This window comes from Nocardioides coralli (assembly GCF_019880385.1).
GTDB lineage: Bacteria > Actinomycetota > Actinomycetes > Propionibacteriales > Nocardioidaceae > Nocardioides > Nocardioides coralli.
The window spans coordinates 1,501,564-1,516,327 of record NZ_CP082273.1 but is presented as its reverse complement, the minus strand read 5'-3'; the positions used below and the strand labels follow the sequence as shown (position 1 = coordinate 1,516,327).

The following is a 14,764-nucleotide window of genomic DNA, read 5'->3' as shown; positions in this document are numbered from 1 at the left end:
CGGCATCTCAAGGTACGGCCGCGCCGGAACCCGTCCAGATCGCCGCCACCACATACCCCAATTCCCGGTACGTCGCCGGCGCACCGGTCCCACCCCCCGAGGGCTGCCGGGACCATCACGGAGTGGATGCCACCGTGCCGGACGGATACGAGTTCATCCGCGTCCTGGGCGCCGGCGGTTTCGGCGAGGTGGTCCTCGCCCGGCAGACACGCCTCAACCGGATGGTCGCGGTCAAGCGCATCCACGCCGCGGCCCTGGGGGACACCGAGAGCCTCGAACGCTTCCGACGCGAGGCCCGGCTGCTGGCCACGATGGACTGCCCGTCGGTGGTGCGGGTCTTCGACCTCGTCCGCGGCCCTGACGGCGCCCACCTGGTCATGGAGTACGTCGCCGGGGAGCCGCTGTCGGAGCTCGTCAGCCGGGGGCCGCTCCCCGGCTCCCAGGCAGTCGTCGTGCTCCGTGACGTGGCCGATGCCCTCGCCGCGGCGGCCAGCCGCGGGATCGTCCACCGCGACATCAAGCCGCACAACGTCTTCGTCCTTCCGGACGGTCGCGCCAAGCTCGGTGACTTCGGGCTCGCCCGAGCGGTTTCCGACCCGGGCGTGTTCCGCACCGCTGCGGACACCACGCTCGGCACACCGGCCTACTTCCCACCGGAGCTGGGGCAGGGCGAGGGGGAACCGGACGAGCGCTCGGACGCCTACAGCTTCGCCGTGGTGGCCTACGAGACGCTCACGGGCCGGCGACCGTACGAGCACGCCGATGCCATCGCCCTCATCACAGCCCACTGGCGCCTGGAGCCGCCGGACCCGCGGTCGCTGCTGCCCGGCCTGCCGCGGCGCGCGGCCGACACGCTGCTGTCAGGGATGGCCAAGGACCCCGCTTCACGCATGCTTCCTCAGGAGCTCGTCTCGAACCTCGCCAAGATCCCCCCGGATGCCTGGCCGACCGTGGAGCGCCGACCGCCTCGCCCGCGTCCCGACCTCCGGGCCGCCCCCACGGCACGCGTGCACGTGGGCTCGGACTCGGTCCCGCCGACCCCGCGCCTGAAGCGCAGGACCATCAGGCGCCGCTCATGGGTGCTGCTGGCCGTCGCCGGGGTCGCCGTGCTTGGCTCCGCCGTGGCGTGGGCCGCCGGCCGGGCCGGCGGACCTGGTGAGCTGGACGTGACCTCGGTCCGGGTGACCGGTGACCCCTCCCCCACGCGGGTCGAGTGCCCCCGCGCCGAGGTGCGCCTGGCGGCGGTGGTCGACACCAATGGCGCCGGCGGCAGGCTGACTCTGGTGTGGACCGGACCCGACGGCTCGACGCTGGCGCGGCGGCAGATCGACACGTCCGCGGGACAGCGGCAGGTCGAGTCCCGGCTGACGCTCACCCTGGCGGGGCGACAGCCGGTGCGCGGCGACGTGGTGGTCGCGGTCGAGGACCGTGGCCTGACCGCGAGCCACCCCGTGGTCTACCGCTGCCCGGGCTGAGGCACTCAGCCTCAGCCCACGGCCTCCGGCGTCCGCCGGGCGAGCATGCGCTCGAGGCGCTCGTCGTCGTCGCCGCGGCCCCGGACCACCAGCACGCCGGCGCCGCCGTCCGGTGTCACCACGGCGTCAGCGCGTCCGGTGACCAGCACCGTCGTCGGGTCCGGGACGAGGGAGTCCGTGCGAGCAGCAGCGACGCCGGTGCCGGTCAGCCTCCGCTCGAGCATGCCGGCGCGGCGTTCGGCACGACGCTGCCCCTCCGTGACCAGCAGGAGCTCTGCTCCGAGGCGCTCGGCGAGACGGATCGCCTGCTCGACGGCAGCCACCCCGTCCGTCGTGACGCCCGGCCAGACCGCGACGCGGCGTACGCCGTCAACCTCGACGGGAGAGCCGCCGGGAAACGGGACGAGCTCCACCACGACGCGGTCACGGTCACCCGCGACGGCATCGGCGAGATCGGACCCCGCGGCGACCAGGACCACCTCGGCGCCCGTGGCCTCGGCGTGCACGGCGGCTTCGCTGCCCGGGTCGTCGGAGAGCCGGGACGTGACGTGCACGACCGCTCCTGCCGCGCGGGCGCGGCCCGCCAGCACCTCGAGACCCTCCAGGGCCGAGGCCACCGCGGCGAAGTCGGAGATCAGTCCGGAGCCGACCTCGAGCGAGGACGCGTCCCGGCGCTCGATACGGGTCACCAGCAGCTCGGCGTCCTCCCGCCTCCCGAGCAGCCCGACGCCACAGTCGACCAGGGACTCGGCCGTGGCGGGCTCCGGGAGCACCAAGACCCGGTGCTCGGCGGACAGCCCGAGCGCCGCCCGCTCGGCCTCGACGACGTCACGCGCCACCTCGTGGTCGGGGTAGATCAACCGCATCAGGGGCTCGGTGATGATCGTCGTCACGATCGCCATGAGGACCATGACCGTGAAGAGCTCCTCATCGAGGATTCCCACGGAGAGCCCGATGTTGAGCACCACCAGCTCCGTCAGCCCCCGGGTGTTCATGAGGACGCCGATGGAGGCCGCGCGCCGAGGCCGGACCCCCATGAACCGGGCCGCCGCGGCCGCACCCGCGAACTTCCCGACACAGGCGACCGTGAGCACGGCGACGAACTCCAGAAGGCCCTCCCGGCCGAGGTCGGTCACGTCCACTCTGAGCCCGGTCACGACGAAGAAGACCGGCAGCAGCAGGAGCACGGTCATCTGCTCGACGCGTTCGAGGATCTCGCTCGAGAGCTTCTCCGCGCCCTGGCGGGGCATGATGGCCCCGAAGAGGAACGCGCCGAAGATCGCGTGGATGCCGATCTTGTCGGTGATCACGCTCGAGACGAGCACCCCCACGAGGACGACCGCGAAGATGTCGGGCGTGAGGCGCTCCGCACGCTCGCGTCGGGCCACGAGCAACCGCAGCCGGGGCTTCACGAACCAGAACATCACCGCGACGAAGGCCACCGACTCGGACACCATGAGCAGCAGGTCGATGCCGCCCGAGGACTGGACGACGGCCAGGACCGCGGCCAGCATGATCCAGGCCAGGACGTCGTCGACGGCCGCACACGCCAGCGTGATGGCCCCCAGCGAGGTCCGGTTGAGGCCGCGCTCGGACAGGATCCTGGCCAGCACCGGGAAGGCCGTCACCGACATGGCGGCTCCGATGAACAGCACGAAGGGCAGCAGCGAGACCTCCTCGCCCTCGACGGTGCCGTGCCGGGAGTGGAGCCACACCGCCAGCCCGGAGCCCAGCAGGAAGGGCAACGTCACCGAGACGACGGAGATGGTGCCGGCGGTGGCGCCCTTGCCCCGGATCAGCCCGAGGTCGAGCTCGAGCCCGACCACGAACATGTAGATCGTGAGGCCGAGAGCGGCGATGACGGCGAGGTAGGGCCGGACGTCGCTGGGGAACAGCGTCTCGGTGAGGTCACCGGGCAGCAGGCCCAGCAGCGACGGTCCGAGCGCCAGTCCGGCCAGGATCTCGGCGATGACGACCGGTTGCCGGATCCGACGCATGACAAGCCCGAGCAGCCGCGCCACGACGACGATGAGAGCGATGTCGATGAAGACCAGGGCGATGGTCTGATGCAGGTCGTGACCCTCCACGGCGGCACTCTCCGGTTCGGCTCGAGATCGTCCCGAATGTAGGAGTCAGCAGAGCTCCGGCAGGCCGAAACCCTCCCGGTATCCCCAATGTGGGTGTCATCCTGCTGCCCGGAGCGTGAGGGAGGCACCGTGGACGGAGTGGCCGACTACCGGTTCGTGAGCTCGCTGGGCGAGATGGGGCACGGACAGTTCTACCTCGCCCACACGCCGCAGCGGCTGGGGCTCGAGACGCCACTCGTCGGCGTCAAGGTGTTCGAGCAGGCCACCGACGAAGACACCCTGCGTCGGGCGACACGCGAGCTCCGCGCGTTCGCTGCCGTCTCGTCGCCCTACCTGGTGAAGCTGCTGGACGCCGGGCGCGACGGCAGCTGGTTCTACTACGCGACGGAGCACTGTCCCGGCGGTTCCCTCGCGGCACCCACGCGGCCCTTGGGCAGGCCCGAGCAGCTCGCGGCCATCGGGCGCGCAGCGCGCGGCGCGCACGCCCTCCACGAGGCGGGCATGGTCCACCGCGGCATCCACCCGGGCTCGATCCTCCTCACCGACGACGGCGCCCGCCTCGCGGACCTGGGGCTGGCGGACGTCCTCGACCCGACCACGTCGGTCACGGGACTCGGTCCCGCCGGCGCGGTCGAGTTCATCGACCCGGCCGTGCTCGCGGGCGAGACCGCCTCCCCCGCGTCGGACATCTGGTCGCTCGGGGTAACTCTGCACAAGGTCCTGACGGGCACCGGCCTCTACGGCGACCTACCGACCCACGACGCTCTGCTGGCCGTACGCCGGGTGCTCACCGCGCCGCCGCAGGTGTCCTCCGAGCTCGCACCCCGCGAGGCGGAGCTCGTGAGCAGCTGTGTTGCGCCCGACCCCGGCAACCGTCCCGGGTCGGCGTTGGCCGTGGCAGAGGAGATCGAGCGCCTGGTCGCGTGAGCTTGTCGGTGGGCATCGGCACCGCCGGCGCTCGCGCCCGAGGGTCTGCCGGAGGAAGACGGTGGGCGATACTGGGTTCGAACCAGTGACCTCTTCGGTGTGAACGAAGCGCGCTACCACTGCGCCAATCGCCCGTCGCGCCGGAATGCTACAACGCCGTGGGGGCGATCACGAATCCGCCTCCTCGGCCTCCCGCCGGATGGCGCGGTCGATCCGCGCGACGGCCTCGGGCTCGCCGTGGAAGCGCCGGTAGCTGTAGACGATCAGCGCCAGCGCGATGACGGCTGAGGCGATCTGGGTGACGCCGGTCCACAGCCCCCCGGGCAGCCACCAGGTGTCGCTGACCGGCCACCAGCCAGGTGCGGGCGGGTCCATGATCCACAGCACCCCGGCGGCGACGAGTGCGGCCACGCCGCCCAGCGAGGCGAAGATCCGCGGCCAGGTCTGCACCCCCTCGGCGGCTCCCTTGAGGGCCCGGAGCTTGACCGGCTCCACCCGCTTCTCGGCCCAGTCGTACTGCTGCGAGAGCAGGGCCAGGCCCGCGAACATGCCGAGGAGCCCCGGCCCGGGGAGGAAGATCGCCGCGACGCCTGCCACCAGCAACATCCACCCGAGGGTTTCGAGGACGACACGCTTGGCGACGTCGGTCATGTCCTGACTCTTTCAGATCGACCTGACGGTCACGGGTCCAGGTGCTCGCGTTCGCGTGTCTGCCAGGTGGCCATGGCTTCCCGGGTGACGGGCCCCGGGGCCTCGAGCTCGCGGTCGTTCCAGCGGGAGACGCCCTGCACGTCGCGCGTGGTGGAGGCCAGGAACACCTCGCTCGCCCGGTCCACGACCTCGAGCGGCTCGTCGACCTCCACTCCCCCGAACCACTCCAGCACCAGCCCGCGGGTGACTCCCGCGAGACAGCCGCTGTCGAGCGTCGGGGTCCTCAGCTCCCCGTCGACGACGTAGAACACGTTGGTCCCGGTCCCCTCGCACAGGTGGCCGGCAAGGTTGGCGAACACCGCCTCGCTCGCGCCGTGACGCTGCGCGTGGGCGAGGGCACGGACGTTCTCACCGTACGACGTGGTCTTGAGGCCGGCCAGCGCGCCACGCTCGTTGCGCGGCCAGGGCACCGTGACCACGGCCGTGGTCGGTGGTGCGGGCTCCATGACGTCGGCGACGACGGCCAACGTCGGTCGGCCGTCGCCACGGCCGGAGCCGAGCGGCGCGGGCCCGCCGGTCCAGGTGATCCGGATGCGGCCGAGCGGGAGCGGGTCGCCCTCCAGCACGGCCGCGACACCCCGGCGAACCTCGGCGACATCAGGCCTCGGAAGACCGAGGCCCTCGGCGCTGCGGACGAGCCGGTCGAGGTGCCGGGTGAGGGCGAACGGGGTCCCGTCGACCACCTTGATCGCCTCGAAGACACCGTCTCCGACGGTGAAGCCGTGATCGTCGACGGCCACCGCCGGAGCCGTCGGATCAGCCAGGATCTCCCCGTTCAACCACGCGCGCACAAGGCCACTCTAAGGACCGAACACTCCGGGTCCGGGGTGATTTTGTCTCGATCAGGGCATGGGCTACTGTTCTGACCGCACCGGCCCCCAGGGCAGGGCGCAAGCGGACGTAGCTCAGTTGGTAGAGCGCAACCTTGCCAAGGTTGAGGTCGCGAGTTCGAGCCTCGTCGTCCGCTCGGAGAGGTCCCCGGCGTTGGCCTCCACGGTGGGTTGGCCGAGAGGCGAGGCAACGGACTGCAAATCCGTCTACACGGGTTCAAATCCCGTACCCACCTCCACCACCCACCTCACAACTGAAGACAGTCACACCCACGGGCGATTGGCGCAGTGGTAGCGCGCTTCCTTGACACGGAAGAGGTCACTGGTTCAAACCCAGTATCGCCCACCAGCACGACGAGGCCCCTGAGCTGCAGACCCGCAGACCAGAGGCCTTCGTCGTCTCCTCCCTGCCCGCTGCCGGGCGCAGTACGTGGTGGAGGCGCTGCGGCAACGCGTGGCGCGGGCAGCGGTGGACTTCCTGGCCTCGTCCGACGGTGGCCGGGTCTCCCAGTGCGCGGACGACGCCTGCGGCTGGGTCTTCCTGGACACCTCTCCCCGCCGCAACCGGCGGTGGTGCGTGGCCGGGGACTGCGGGGCCCGCAACCGGTCCCGTCGACACTACGCGCGCACGCGCCGCACGGCCGCCGGTCACGACGGCGGGTGAGAGTCTCGCTCGAGTCGACGGGTCGTCAACCAGCGACGGTCCGGAAGCCGGTGTTGGCGGTGGAGGAGTCCGGGGTGTTCCCCGTCCGGGCCGAGTTCCGGTACCGGTTGCAGTACGAGTCGTGACAGAGGAAGGAGCCACCCCGCATCACCCGGGTCGGCTCGGCAACGACCGAGGGACGGCCCCGGCCCTCAGTCTCAACACCGGGCAAGGTGAACGTGTCGGAGCACCACTCCCACACGTTGCCGACCGTCTGCCACAACCCGTAACCGTTGGGCTTGTAGGAACGAACCGGCGCGGTGGTCAACCACCCGTCGTCGCCGGTGTTGACGTCCGGGAAGTCGCCCTGCCAGATGTTGCATCGCCAGCCTCCGCCGTCCGCCAGGAGCACGTCGCCCCAGGGGTAGCGCTGCTGCACCAACCCGCCACGCGAGGCGTACTCCCACTCGGCCTCCGTGGGGAGTCGCCGGCCCGACCAGCGGCAGTAGGCGACCGCGTCGTTCCAGCTGACGTGCGTCACCGGGTGGTCCCAGCGTCCCGACAGATCCGAGCCGCGACCCTCCGGTTGGCGCCACGACGCTCCCCGCACCCCCAGCCACCACGGCGCCTGAGGGGGTACGCCCACCACGTCTGCGGCGCTCCCCGTGTGGAAGCACCGCACCACTGCCGACACCCCGAACTCCTCCGCCTCGGTCCGGTGACCCGTGGCGTCGACGAAGGCGGCCCAGTCAGTGTTCGTGACCGTGGTGGCATCGATGGTGAAGTCCTCCACGACCATCTCGCGGACCGGGCCCTCGCCGTCGCCGGGGACGCCGTCGCCCGCCGCGTCGCCCATGAGGAAACGGCCCCCCGGGATCCTCACCTGCTCGACCGCGTGGTCGCCGTCGTCTCTCCGGGGCGGGCTGGCCCCGGGAACGGCGGCCGGTCGTGCCGGGCCTGACCGGCGGGGCGCACAGCACGGCCGCCCGCTCCCGGCCTGGCTCATCGCGCGATGGAGACCGTCTGCTCGGCGATGAACTCTCGCAGACCGCTCATGCCGCCCTCGCGTCCGAGACCGGAGTCCCCCCGGCCACCGAACGGCACCTCCGGCGTGTTGGGCGCCCCGTTGTTCACCGCCATGACCCCGATGTCCAGGCGCTGCGCAAGGTTGATCTGACGCTCCGGGTCAGCGCACGCGACGTACCCGCCGAGGCCGGTGGACCAGCCGTTCACCTCCTCGACGACAGCCGCCTCGTCGGTGAACCGGCGGACGCTCAGCACCGGCCCGAACAGCTCGGTGGCCCACGCCGCACTCTCCACTGCAGGATCCTCGACCAGGGCGACCGGGGCGTAGCTCCCCGTGTCCGGCAAGGAGCCGAACGTCGTCACCTTCGCACCGGAGTCGCGCGCCTCCGCCACCACTTGCTCGAGGCGTCCGACCTCGCGCTGCTGGATCAACGGGCCGAGCCCCGTCTGGGGATCCCGCGGGTCGCCGATGACGATCGTCTCGAGCTTCTCCCGCAGTCGGTCCAGGACCTCGTCGTACACGTCCGCGTGCACGAAGACGTTGTTCGCGGCCAGGCACGACGCACCGTTGTTGCGCAGCTTGGCGACCATCAGCGCCTCGACCGCTTCGGGAACGTCGGCGTCGTCGCAGACGATGAACGGGGCACGACCGCCGAGCTCCAGCACCGACCTGGTCAGTGCCCTCCCGGCGCGTTCGGCCACCGATCTCCCGACCTGGGTCGATCCCGTGAAGGACACGACGCGGACGTCGGAGTGGTCGACCAGTGCGGGTGTCAGAACCGCGCCGTCACCCACGAGCACGTTGACCAGGCCGACGGGCAGGACCCGCTCGCACACCGCGGTCAGCGCCAGGGACGAGAGCGGCGTGAGCTCGGACGGCTTCTGGACGACAGCGCAGCCTGCCGCGATCGCGGGAGCGATCTTGCGGGCGGGGATCGAGAGCGGGAAGTTCCAGGGACTGACCGCTACAGCCACCCCCGCTGGGCGCTGCCCGATGAGGAACCGTCGCTGCGGAGTCTCGTAGTAACCGTCGTCCACCCGGGTGCAGGCATCGGCGAACCAGTCGAAGTAGCGGGCTGAGAAGCCCACCTCGGCGACGGCCTCCTCCAACCGCTTGCCCGACTCGGCACAGATCAGCGAACCCAGTGGCTCGGCGAGCGTCCGCAGCTCCGCCGCGATGCTCCGCAGCGCCGAGGCACGCTCCCGGACATCCGTGGCCGACCAGTCGAGCATCGCCGTCCTGGCCGCCTGCACGGCCACATCGACGGCGTCCTCCTCGGCCCAGCCCACGACACCGACCGTGTCGCCCGTGGCCGCGTCGCACACGTGCCGACCGCCGCCCGGAAGGGCGGTGCCTCCGATGCGTCCCGCCCCGAGGCTCCCGCCATCGGTCGTCTCCAGTCCCAGCTCAGACCACTGCACGAAGCTCACATTCCCTTCTGTCCACCAGGTAGGTCTCCATCACGTCGCGGTCGATCTCGACGCCCAGTCCCGGGCCGGACGGCACCGCGACATGCCCGTCCCGGGCGCGGAAGCAGTTCCCCACGAGGGCGTCACGAAGCGGGTTCGGCTGGACGTCGAGCTCGAGCCACGGGACCTGCGCGGGGTAGGCCGCGGCCAGCTGCACGCTCGCGGCCGTCACGATCGCGCCGCCGTAGCAGTGCGGCGACGCAACGACGCCCGGGGGCAGCTGGTCCAGCAGGCCCGTGGCCAGCGTGAAGCCGCCCGACTTGGCGAGGTCTGGCTGGATGACGTCCACGGCACCGGAGTGCGCGTAGCGGAGGAAGTCGTCGAGACCGTAGAGGTTCTCACCGCAGGCCAGCGGCAGGTCGACCCGCGACGCCAGCTCGCGCAGCTGCTCGAGCGCGTTCCCGGCGACCGGCTCCTCCAGCCAGGCTGCGTCGTAGGGCTCGACCCAGCGGCAGAAGTCGGCGGCCTCGGCGACCGACCACGCCTGGTTGGCGTCGACGAACAGCGCGACTGCCGGGGCCGTGCTGGCTCGCACCCGGGCCAAGGTCTCCTCGTCGCGCTCACGACCGAAGCCGACACGCGCCTTCACGGCGGCGAACCCGCCCGCCGTCGCCGCCTCGCACAGCTCCTCCACCCCCGAGGGACCCACGCCGCTGGCGTAGACCTGGACGCGAGAGCGGTGCTCGCCGGTCGTCAGGAGGTTCGCCACCGGCACCCCGCGGGCACGTGCCAGCAAGTCCCACAGCGCGACGTCGACGGCGCTCAGCGCCTGCCAGACCGGGCCCGGCGCACCCCACTGCCGAGCCACGCGTCCCAGTCCCTCGGCCAGCTCGCGCTGGACCCGACGCGGGTCGCTGACGTCGAGACCGGTCAGCCTGGGCAGGACCCCGTGCTCCAGGGTCGCGATCCGCTCGGCGGCCGCCCACGCCGGGTAGTTCACCCAGCTCTCGCCGACACCCGTGACGCCGTCCGCCTCCAGCTCGACCAGCACCACGTCGCGGGTGTCGAGCTGGGAGAACGACATCTCCACCGGCTCGTCGACCGGCGCCGACAGCACGGAGATGACAGCCCGCTCGATCCTCACCGGAGGGCTTGCTCGTCGTAGGCGTGGATGACCGCGCTCGTGTCATCGGCACCGTGGCCGAGGGCGAGGGCCGCGTCGTTGATCCTGCCGATCAGCTCCGTCAGCGGCGCAATCGCACCCGCGCCGGACGCGAGGTCGGCAGCCAGCCGGTTGTCCTTCGCCAACAGGTCCAGCGCGAACACCGGGGCGTGATTCCCCTCGGCGATGCGAGGACCGATGTCACGGAACAGGTTGGACACCGTCGCGGCCCCTGAGTCGACCACCGCGTCGACGAAGACCGCGGGGTCGATGCCGGCACGTGAGCACAGGTGGATCGCCTCGGCGGTGACCGCGTTGATGGCGCCGAACATCAGGTTGTTGAGGATCTTGACCACGCTGCCGGCTCCGACGTCCCCGATCCGGACGACGCGACCCGCGATGGTCGACTCGAGCAGCGGCGCCACGCGTGCGACCTGGTCCTGGGGGCCACCGGTCACGAGCGTCCACGACCCACACCCCGCGGGTCTCCCCAGCACCGGCGCATCCAGGTAGCAGATCTCCTGACGCGCCAGGCCCGCGGCCGCCTCCCGCGCCGTCGCAGGGTCGATGGTCGAGATGTCGACGACGACCGTGCCGGGACGGCCGCAGAGCAGTGCGCCTCCAGCCAGCTCCGCCACGTGCTCGGGCTTCGGCACCGACACCACGATCACGTCGGCGCCTGCCACGACGGCTGCCGCGTCGTCGACGACGGAGGTCCCGGCAGCGGCCGCACGAGACCGGGCCTGCGGCGCGGGGTCGAACCCGACCACGTCGTGGCCCGCCGCCGCGACCTTCTCCGCCACGCGTCCGCCCATAGCTCCGAGTCCGAGGACCCCCACGTGCTCGGTCATCGTCATCCCTTCCTGTTCGTGGTGGTCGTTGCGGTGGCCGCGAGCGCGGCCTCGCGCCGCTCCCGGCGGGCCCGTTGTCGGTCCGGGTCGGCGACGGGCGCCGCGCCGAGGAGGGTCCGGGTGTAGTGGTGCTCCGGCCGCGCGGTCACCTGGTCGCAGTCGCCCAACTCGACGATCTCGCCGGCGTACATCACGGCCACCCGGTGGCTGATGTGGCGCACGACGGCGAGGTCGTGCGACACGAAGACGTAGGCGATGCCGGTGGCGTCCTGGATGTCGATGAGCAGGTCGAGGACGCGGGCCTGCGTGGACAGGTCGAGCGCCGAGACCGGCTCGTCGCACACGATGAGGCGGGGCCGCAGTGCGAGCGCTCGGGCGATGGCGACACGCTGACGCTGGCCCCCGGAGAACTCGCGGGGGAAACGACGGCCGGACCCGGCGGGCAGGCCGACCTGGTCGAGCAGCTCGCCAATGCGCTGTCGCGCCTCGGGGGCGGGCACGTCCTGGGCTCGCAACGGCTCGCTGAGGATGTCCTCGACCGTGAGAGCGGGGTTGAGCGAGGAGTAGGGGTCCTGGAACACGACCTGGATCTCCGAGGCGAGCCGACGTCGGTCGCGGCGGGCCAGGCCCTGGATCTCACGTCCGTCGTAGCGGATGGTGCCGGACGTGACCGGAACCAGACCCAGGACCGCGCGACCCAGGGTCGTCTTGCCGGAGCCCGACTCCCCCACCAGGCCCACCGTCTCGCCCCGGGACACGTCCAGGCTCACGCTGTCGAGCGCCCGGAACGGTTTCGCGCGCCAGCCCCTGCCGGGGTACTCGACCACGAGATCGCTGATGTCGAGCAGTGTCATGACGACTCCCGGGCGGCCGCGACGGGTGGAACAGCGGGTCGTAGCGGAGCCCGCGGCTCGGTGTCGTCGAGGTTCGCCTCGAGCAGCATCCGGGTGTACGGGTGCTGGGGCGTGGCGAAGATCTCCCGCACCGACGACGACTCGACGATCCGTCCCGACTGCATGACCGCCACCGAGTCGCACAGGTCCGCCACGACCCCGAAGTTGTGGGTCACCAGCAGCACCGCCATGTTCCGTTCACGTTGCAGGCGCCGGAGGAGGGACAGCACCTCCGCCTGCACGGTCACGTCGAGAGCCGTCGTGGGCTCGTCGGCGATGAGCAGCACCGGGTCGCCCGCGATCGCACCGGCGATCAGGACCCGCTGGGCCATGCCACCGGAGATCTGGTGGGGGTAGGACCGGAAGGTGCGGTCAGGGTCGGGGATGCCGACGTCCGCCAACAGCTCGAGGGCCCGGGTACGGGCCTCGCTGCGCGACAGACCCGCCGCGCGCAGCGGCTCGACGAGCTGCTGCCCCACGCGGAACGCGGGGTCGAGGTTGGACATCGGCTCCTGGGGGACGTAGGCGATCTTTGAACCGAGCAGCTGCCTCCGGGCAGGTCCGGGCAGGTCGAGCACATCGGTCCCGTCGACGGTGATCGAGCCGCCGAGCACCTCCCCGCCCTGCGGGAGCAGGCCGAGGACGGCGAAGGCGGTCTGGGTCTTGCCGGACCCGGACTCGCCGACCAGACCGAGCACGTCCCCGCGCCTGACTGTGAGGTCGACGTCGTGCACCACGACGATGGTCTCGCCGTCCGCCTGCGGGTAGCCGATGCGCAGCCCGCGGACCTCCAGCACCGCGTCGACACCGTCTGCTCCGCCCACCGGGACCGCCTCAGCGGCGGGGCGTCCCTCCGCAGGCTGACGTGCCGGTGCAGCGCCCCGCCGACGACGGCGGACGGTCGAGGTCCCCTGCACTGCGTCACGGAGCCCGTTGCCGAGCAGCACCAGGGATGCGACCACGAGGCCGATGGCGATGCCCGGCCACACCATGGCCGTGGGCGCCAGGTAGATCACCGCGAACGCGTTCCCCAGCATCGACCCCCACGTGACCTGGCTCTGGTCGCCCAGCCCCAGGAAGTCGAGGCCGGACTGCACGATGATCGCGATGCCAGCCAGGATCGAGCCCTGGATGATCACGGGCGCGCGCACCACGTAGAAGATGTGGCGGGCCATGATCCGCAGGTCCGAGAGGCCTGCGACCCTCGCCGCATCCACGTACAGGTCGTTCCGGACGCCGATGGTCTGCGACCTCACCAGGCGGAACATGCCCGGCGCGAGGATGACGCCGAACGCGGTCATGGTGATCAGCACCGACGGGCCGAAGGCGGAGATCACCGCCAGCAGGACCACCTTGCCGGGCACCGAGAAGCCGACGTCCGCCAACCAGCTCGCCACCCCGTCGAACCAGCCGCCGTAGTAGCCCGCCAGCAGTCCCGCGGGCACACCCACGGCAACGGCGACCACGACGGCGAGGGCGGCACCGAGCAGCGTGAGCCGGGTTCCGTAGATGAGTCGGGAGAGGATGTCGCGTCCTGCCCCGTCCGCGCCGAGTGGGTGACCGGGGGTGCCGGGAGGCGCGTTGCGGGACCGCAGCTCAGGCTGGAGCGGGTCCATGGGCGCCAGCAGCCCGGCGAACAGCGCCACGAGGACCATCAGCACGAGGACGACCAGGCCGCTCAACGCCAGCGGGTTGCGCAGGATCAGGCCGAGGACCCCGCGGCGCAGGGGGACGGCGGGGGTGCTGGCCACGTCGGCTGCGACATCGGTCATCGGATCGTCACCTTCGGGTTGACCCATCCGTTCGCCAGGTCGATGACCAGGTTGACCACCACCACGATCACCACGGTCACCGCGACGACCCCCAGGAGGACGGGGATGTCTCCTTGGATGGTCGACTCCACCGCGGTCGAACCCAGGCCGGGAAGTGCGAAGACCTTCTCGATGACGATGGCACCCCCGAGCAGTCCGATGAACTGCAGCGAGAGCACCGTCAGGCCCGGTGAGGCAGCATTCTTCAGAGCGTGGCGGAACAGGATCGACCGCTCCGACAGACCCCGTGACCGGAGCGTGCGGATGTAGTCCGCCTCGAGGACGTCGATGACGGCACCGCGGACCTGCTGGGTCGCGGCGGCGACTCCGCTGAGGGCCAGAGCCGCGACCGGCAACGCGATGCTCGCCAGCCATCCGGTCACGGAGAGGTCCGGTGACACGTAGCCGGTCGCCGGGAAGAGCTGCCACGTGACGGCAAACAGGACCACCAGCATCAACCCCACCCAGAAGTTCGGCAACGACATCCCGGTCACGGACAGCACCTGGACGGCGCGATCGATCCAGCCGCGACGTACGGCGGCCAGCATCCCGAGGGCCACACTGAGCAGAGCGGTCACGAGCACCCCGCCGAGCACGATCGACAAGGTGACGGGCGCCCGCGTCACCAGGATCGCGGAGACGCTCTCGGTCGTGAAGTACGACGTCCCGAGGTCCCCGGTCACGGCTGAGCGCAGCCAGTCCAGGAACTGGACGAGCAGGGGACGGTCCAGGCCCAGCTCGGCTGCCCGCGCCTCGACCTGGGCTCGGCTCGCGTTCTCGCCGAGGATGTTGCGGGCGATCGTCGACGAGTCGCTGTAGACGAGGAAGAACGTCAGGGTGGTCGCGAACAGGATGAGGCTCACCCCGAAGGCCAGACGCCTGAGCACGAAGGCGAACACGCCGGCAGCTCCTCCTTTCTCACGATGGGTGTGGGAGGA

13 protein-coding genes and 4 tRNA genes are annotated in these 14,764 nt (G+C 71.4%); 6 read left to right on the top strand and 11 right to left on the bottom strand.

From position 1 onward, the window contains the following. Positions 1-134 precede the first annotated feature (134 nt). Positions 135-1,475, top strand: a complete 1,341-nt coding sequence (locus K6T13_RS07390; RefSeq protein WP_222897849.1) for a serine/threonine-protein kinase — start codon at positions 135-137, stop codon at positions 1,473-1,475. A gap of 11 nt (positions 1,476-1,486) precedes the next feature. Here K6T13_RS07390 and K6T13_RS07385 read toward each other — a convergent pair whose 3' ends face one another. Continuing rightward, the gene (locus K6T13_RS07385) at positions 1,487-3,562 is read right to left on the bottom strand and encodes a cation:proton antiporter domain-containing protein (RefSeq protein ID WP_222897848.1); all 2,076 of its coding nucleotides are present in this window, start codon (positions 3,560-3,562) and stop codon (positions 1,487-1,489) included. 129 nt (positions 3,563-3,691) lie between these two features. Between K6T13_RS07385 and K6T13_RS07380 the strand changes: the two genes are divergently transcribed. After that, positions 3,692-4,489, top strand: a complete 798-nt coding sequence (locus K6T13_RS07380) for a serine/threonine-protein kinase (RefSeq protein WP_222897847.1) — start codon at positions 3,692-3,694, stop codon at positions 4,487-4,489. A 62-nt stretch (positions 4,490-4,551) separates the two neighbouring features. Here K6T13_RS07380 and K6T13_RS07375 read toward each other — a convergent pair. The 3 genes from K6T13_RS07375 to K6T13_RS07365 form a co-directional block, all read right to left on the bottom strand. Continuing rightward, positions 4,552-4,623 (bottom strand) — tRNA-Val (locus K6T13_RS07375). 34 nt (positions 4,624-4,657) lie between these two features. Continuing rightward, a complete protein-coding gene (locus tag K6T13_RS07370) occupies positions 4,658-5,140 on the bottom strand; it encodes a PGPGW domain-containing protein (RefSeq protein WP_222897846.1) in 483 nt (160 codons plus the stop codon). A 29-nt stretch (positions 5,141-5,169) separates the two neighbouring features. Further along, positions 5,170-5,991, bottom strand: coding sequence for an aminotransferase class IV (locus tag K6T13_RS07365; RefSeq protein WP_222897845.1), 822 nt, complete (start codon positions 5,989-5,991; stop codon positions 5,170-5,172). Between the two features lie 103 nt (positions 5,992-6,094). On the opposite strand from K6T13_RS07365, the gene K6T13_RS07360 reads away from it, so the two are divergent. The 4 genes from K6T13_RS07360 to K6T13_RS07345 all read left to right on the top strand — a co-directional run bounded on the left by K6T13_RS07360 (position 6,095) and on the right by K6T13_RS07345 (position 6,694). Next, a tRNA-Gly gene (locus tag K6T13_RS07360) sits at positions 6,095-6,167 on the top strand. 28 nt (positions 6,168-6,195) lie between these two features. Next, positions 6,196-6,269, top strand: a tRNA-Cys gene (locus tag K6T13_RS07355). 35 nt (positions 6,270-6,304) lie between these two features. Further along, positions 6,305-6,379, top strand: a tRNA-Val gene (locus K6T13_RS07350). A gap of 81 nt (positions 6,380-6,460) precedes the next feature. After that, positions 6,461-6,694, top strand: a complete 234-nt coding sequence (locus K6T13_RS07345) for a CGNR zinc finger domain-containing protein (RefSeq protein ID WP_222897844.1) — start codon at positions 6,461-6,463, stop codon at positions 6,692-6,694. A gap of 25 nt (positions 6,695-6,719) precedes the next feature. Here the strand turns inward: K6T13_RS07345 and K6T13_RS07340 are convergent, their stop codons facing one another. The 7 genes from K6T13_RS07340 to K6T13_RS07310 are packed head-to-tail and all read right to left on the bottom strand — an operon-like array spanning position 6,720 to position 14,725. Next, a complete protein-coding gene (locus K6T13_RS07340) occupies positions 6,720-7,679 on the bottom strand; it encodes a formylglycine-generating enzyme family protein (RefSeq protein WP_222897843.1) in 960 nt (319 codons plus the stop codon). Then, a complete protein-coding gene (locus K6T13_RS07335; RefSeq protein ID WP_222897842.1) occupies positions 7,676-9,121 on the bottom strand; it encodes an aldehyde dehydrogenase family protein in 1,446 nt (481 codons plus the stop codon). The genes K6T13_RS07340 and K6T13_RS07335 overlap by 4 nt, the downstream gene beginning before the upstream one ends. After that, complete coding sequence (locus K6T13_RS07330; RefSeq protein ID WP_222897841.1) at positions 9,108-10,253, bottom strand: mandelate racemase/muconate lactonizing enzyme family protein; 1,146 nt, start codon at positions 10,251-10,253, stop codon at positions 9,108-9,110. The genes K6T13_RS07335 and K6T13_RS07330 overlap by 14 nt, the downstream gene beginning before the upstream one ends. Continuing rightward, a complete protein-coding gene (locus K6T13_RS07325) occupies positions 10,250-11,122 on the bottom strand; it encodes an NAD(P)-dependent oxidoreductase (protein ID WP_283247952.1) in 873 nt (290 codons plus the stop codon). The genes K6T13_RS07330 and K6T13_RS07325 overlap by 4 nt, the downstream gene beginning before the upstream one ends. A 2-nt stretch (positions 11,123-11,124) precedes the next feature. After that, positions 11,125-11,976 carry an ATP-binding cassette domain-containing protein gene (locus K6T13_RS07320; protein WP_222897839.1) on the bottom strand — a complete coding sequence of 284 codons (852 nt, stop codon included), beginning with the start codon at positions 11,974-11,976 and terminating at the stop codon, positions 11,125-11,127. Further along, positions 11,973-13,787, bottom strand: a complete 1,815-nt coding sequence (locus tag K6T13_RS07315; protein WP_222897838.1) for a dipeptide/oligopeptide/nickel ABC transporter permease/ATP-binding protein — start codon at positions 13,785-13,787, stop codon at positions 11,973-11,975. Before K6T13_RS07315 ends, K6T13_RS07320 begins: the two co-directional genes overlap by 4 nt. After that, positions 13,784-14,725, bottom strand: coding sequence for an ABC transporter permease (locus K6T13_RS07310; RefSeq protein ID WP_222897837.1), 942 nt, complete (start codon positions 14,723-14,725; stop codon positions 13,784-13,786). The genes K6T13_RS07315 and K6T13_RS07310 overlap by 4 nt, the downstream gene beginning before the upstream one ends. Positions 14,726-14,764 lie beyond the last annotated feature (39 nt).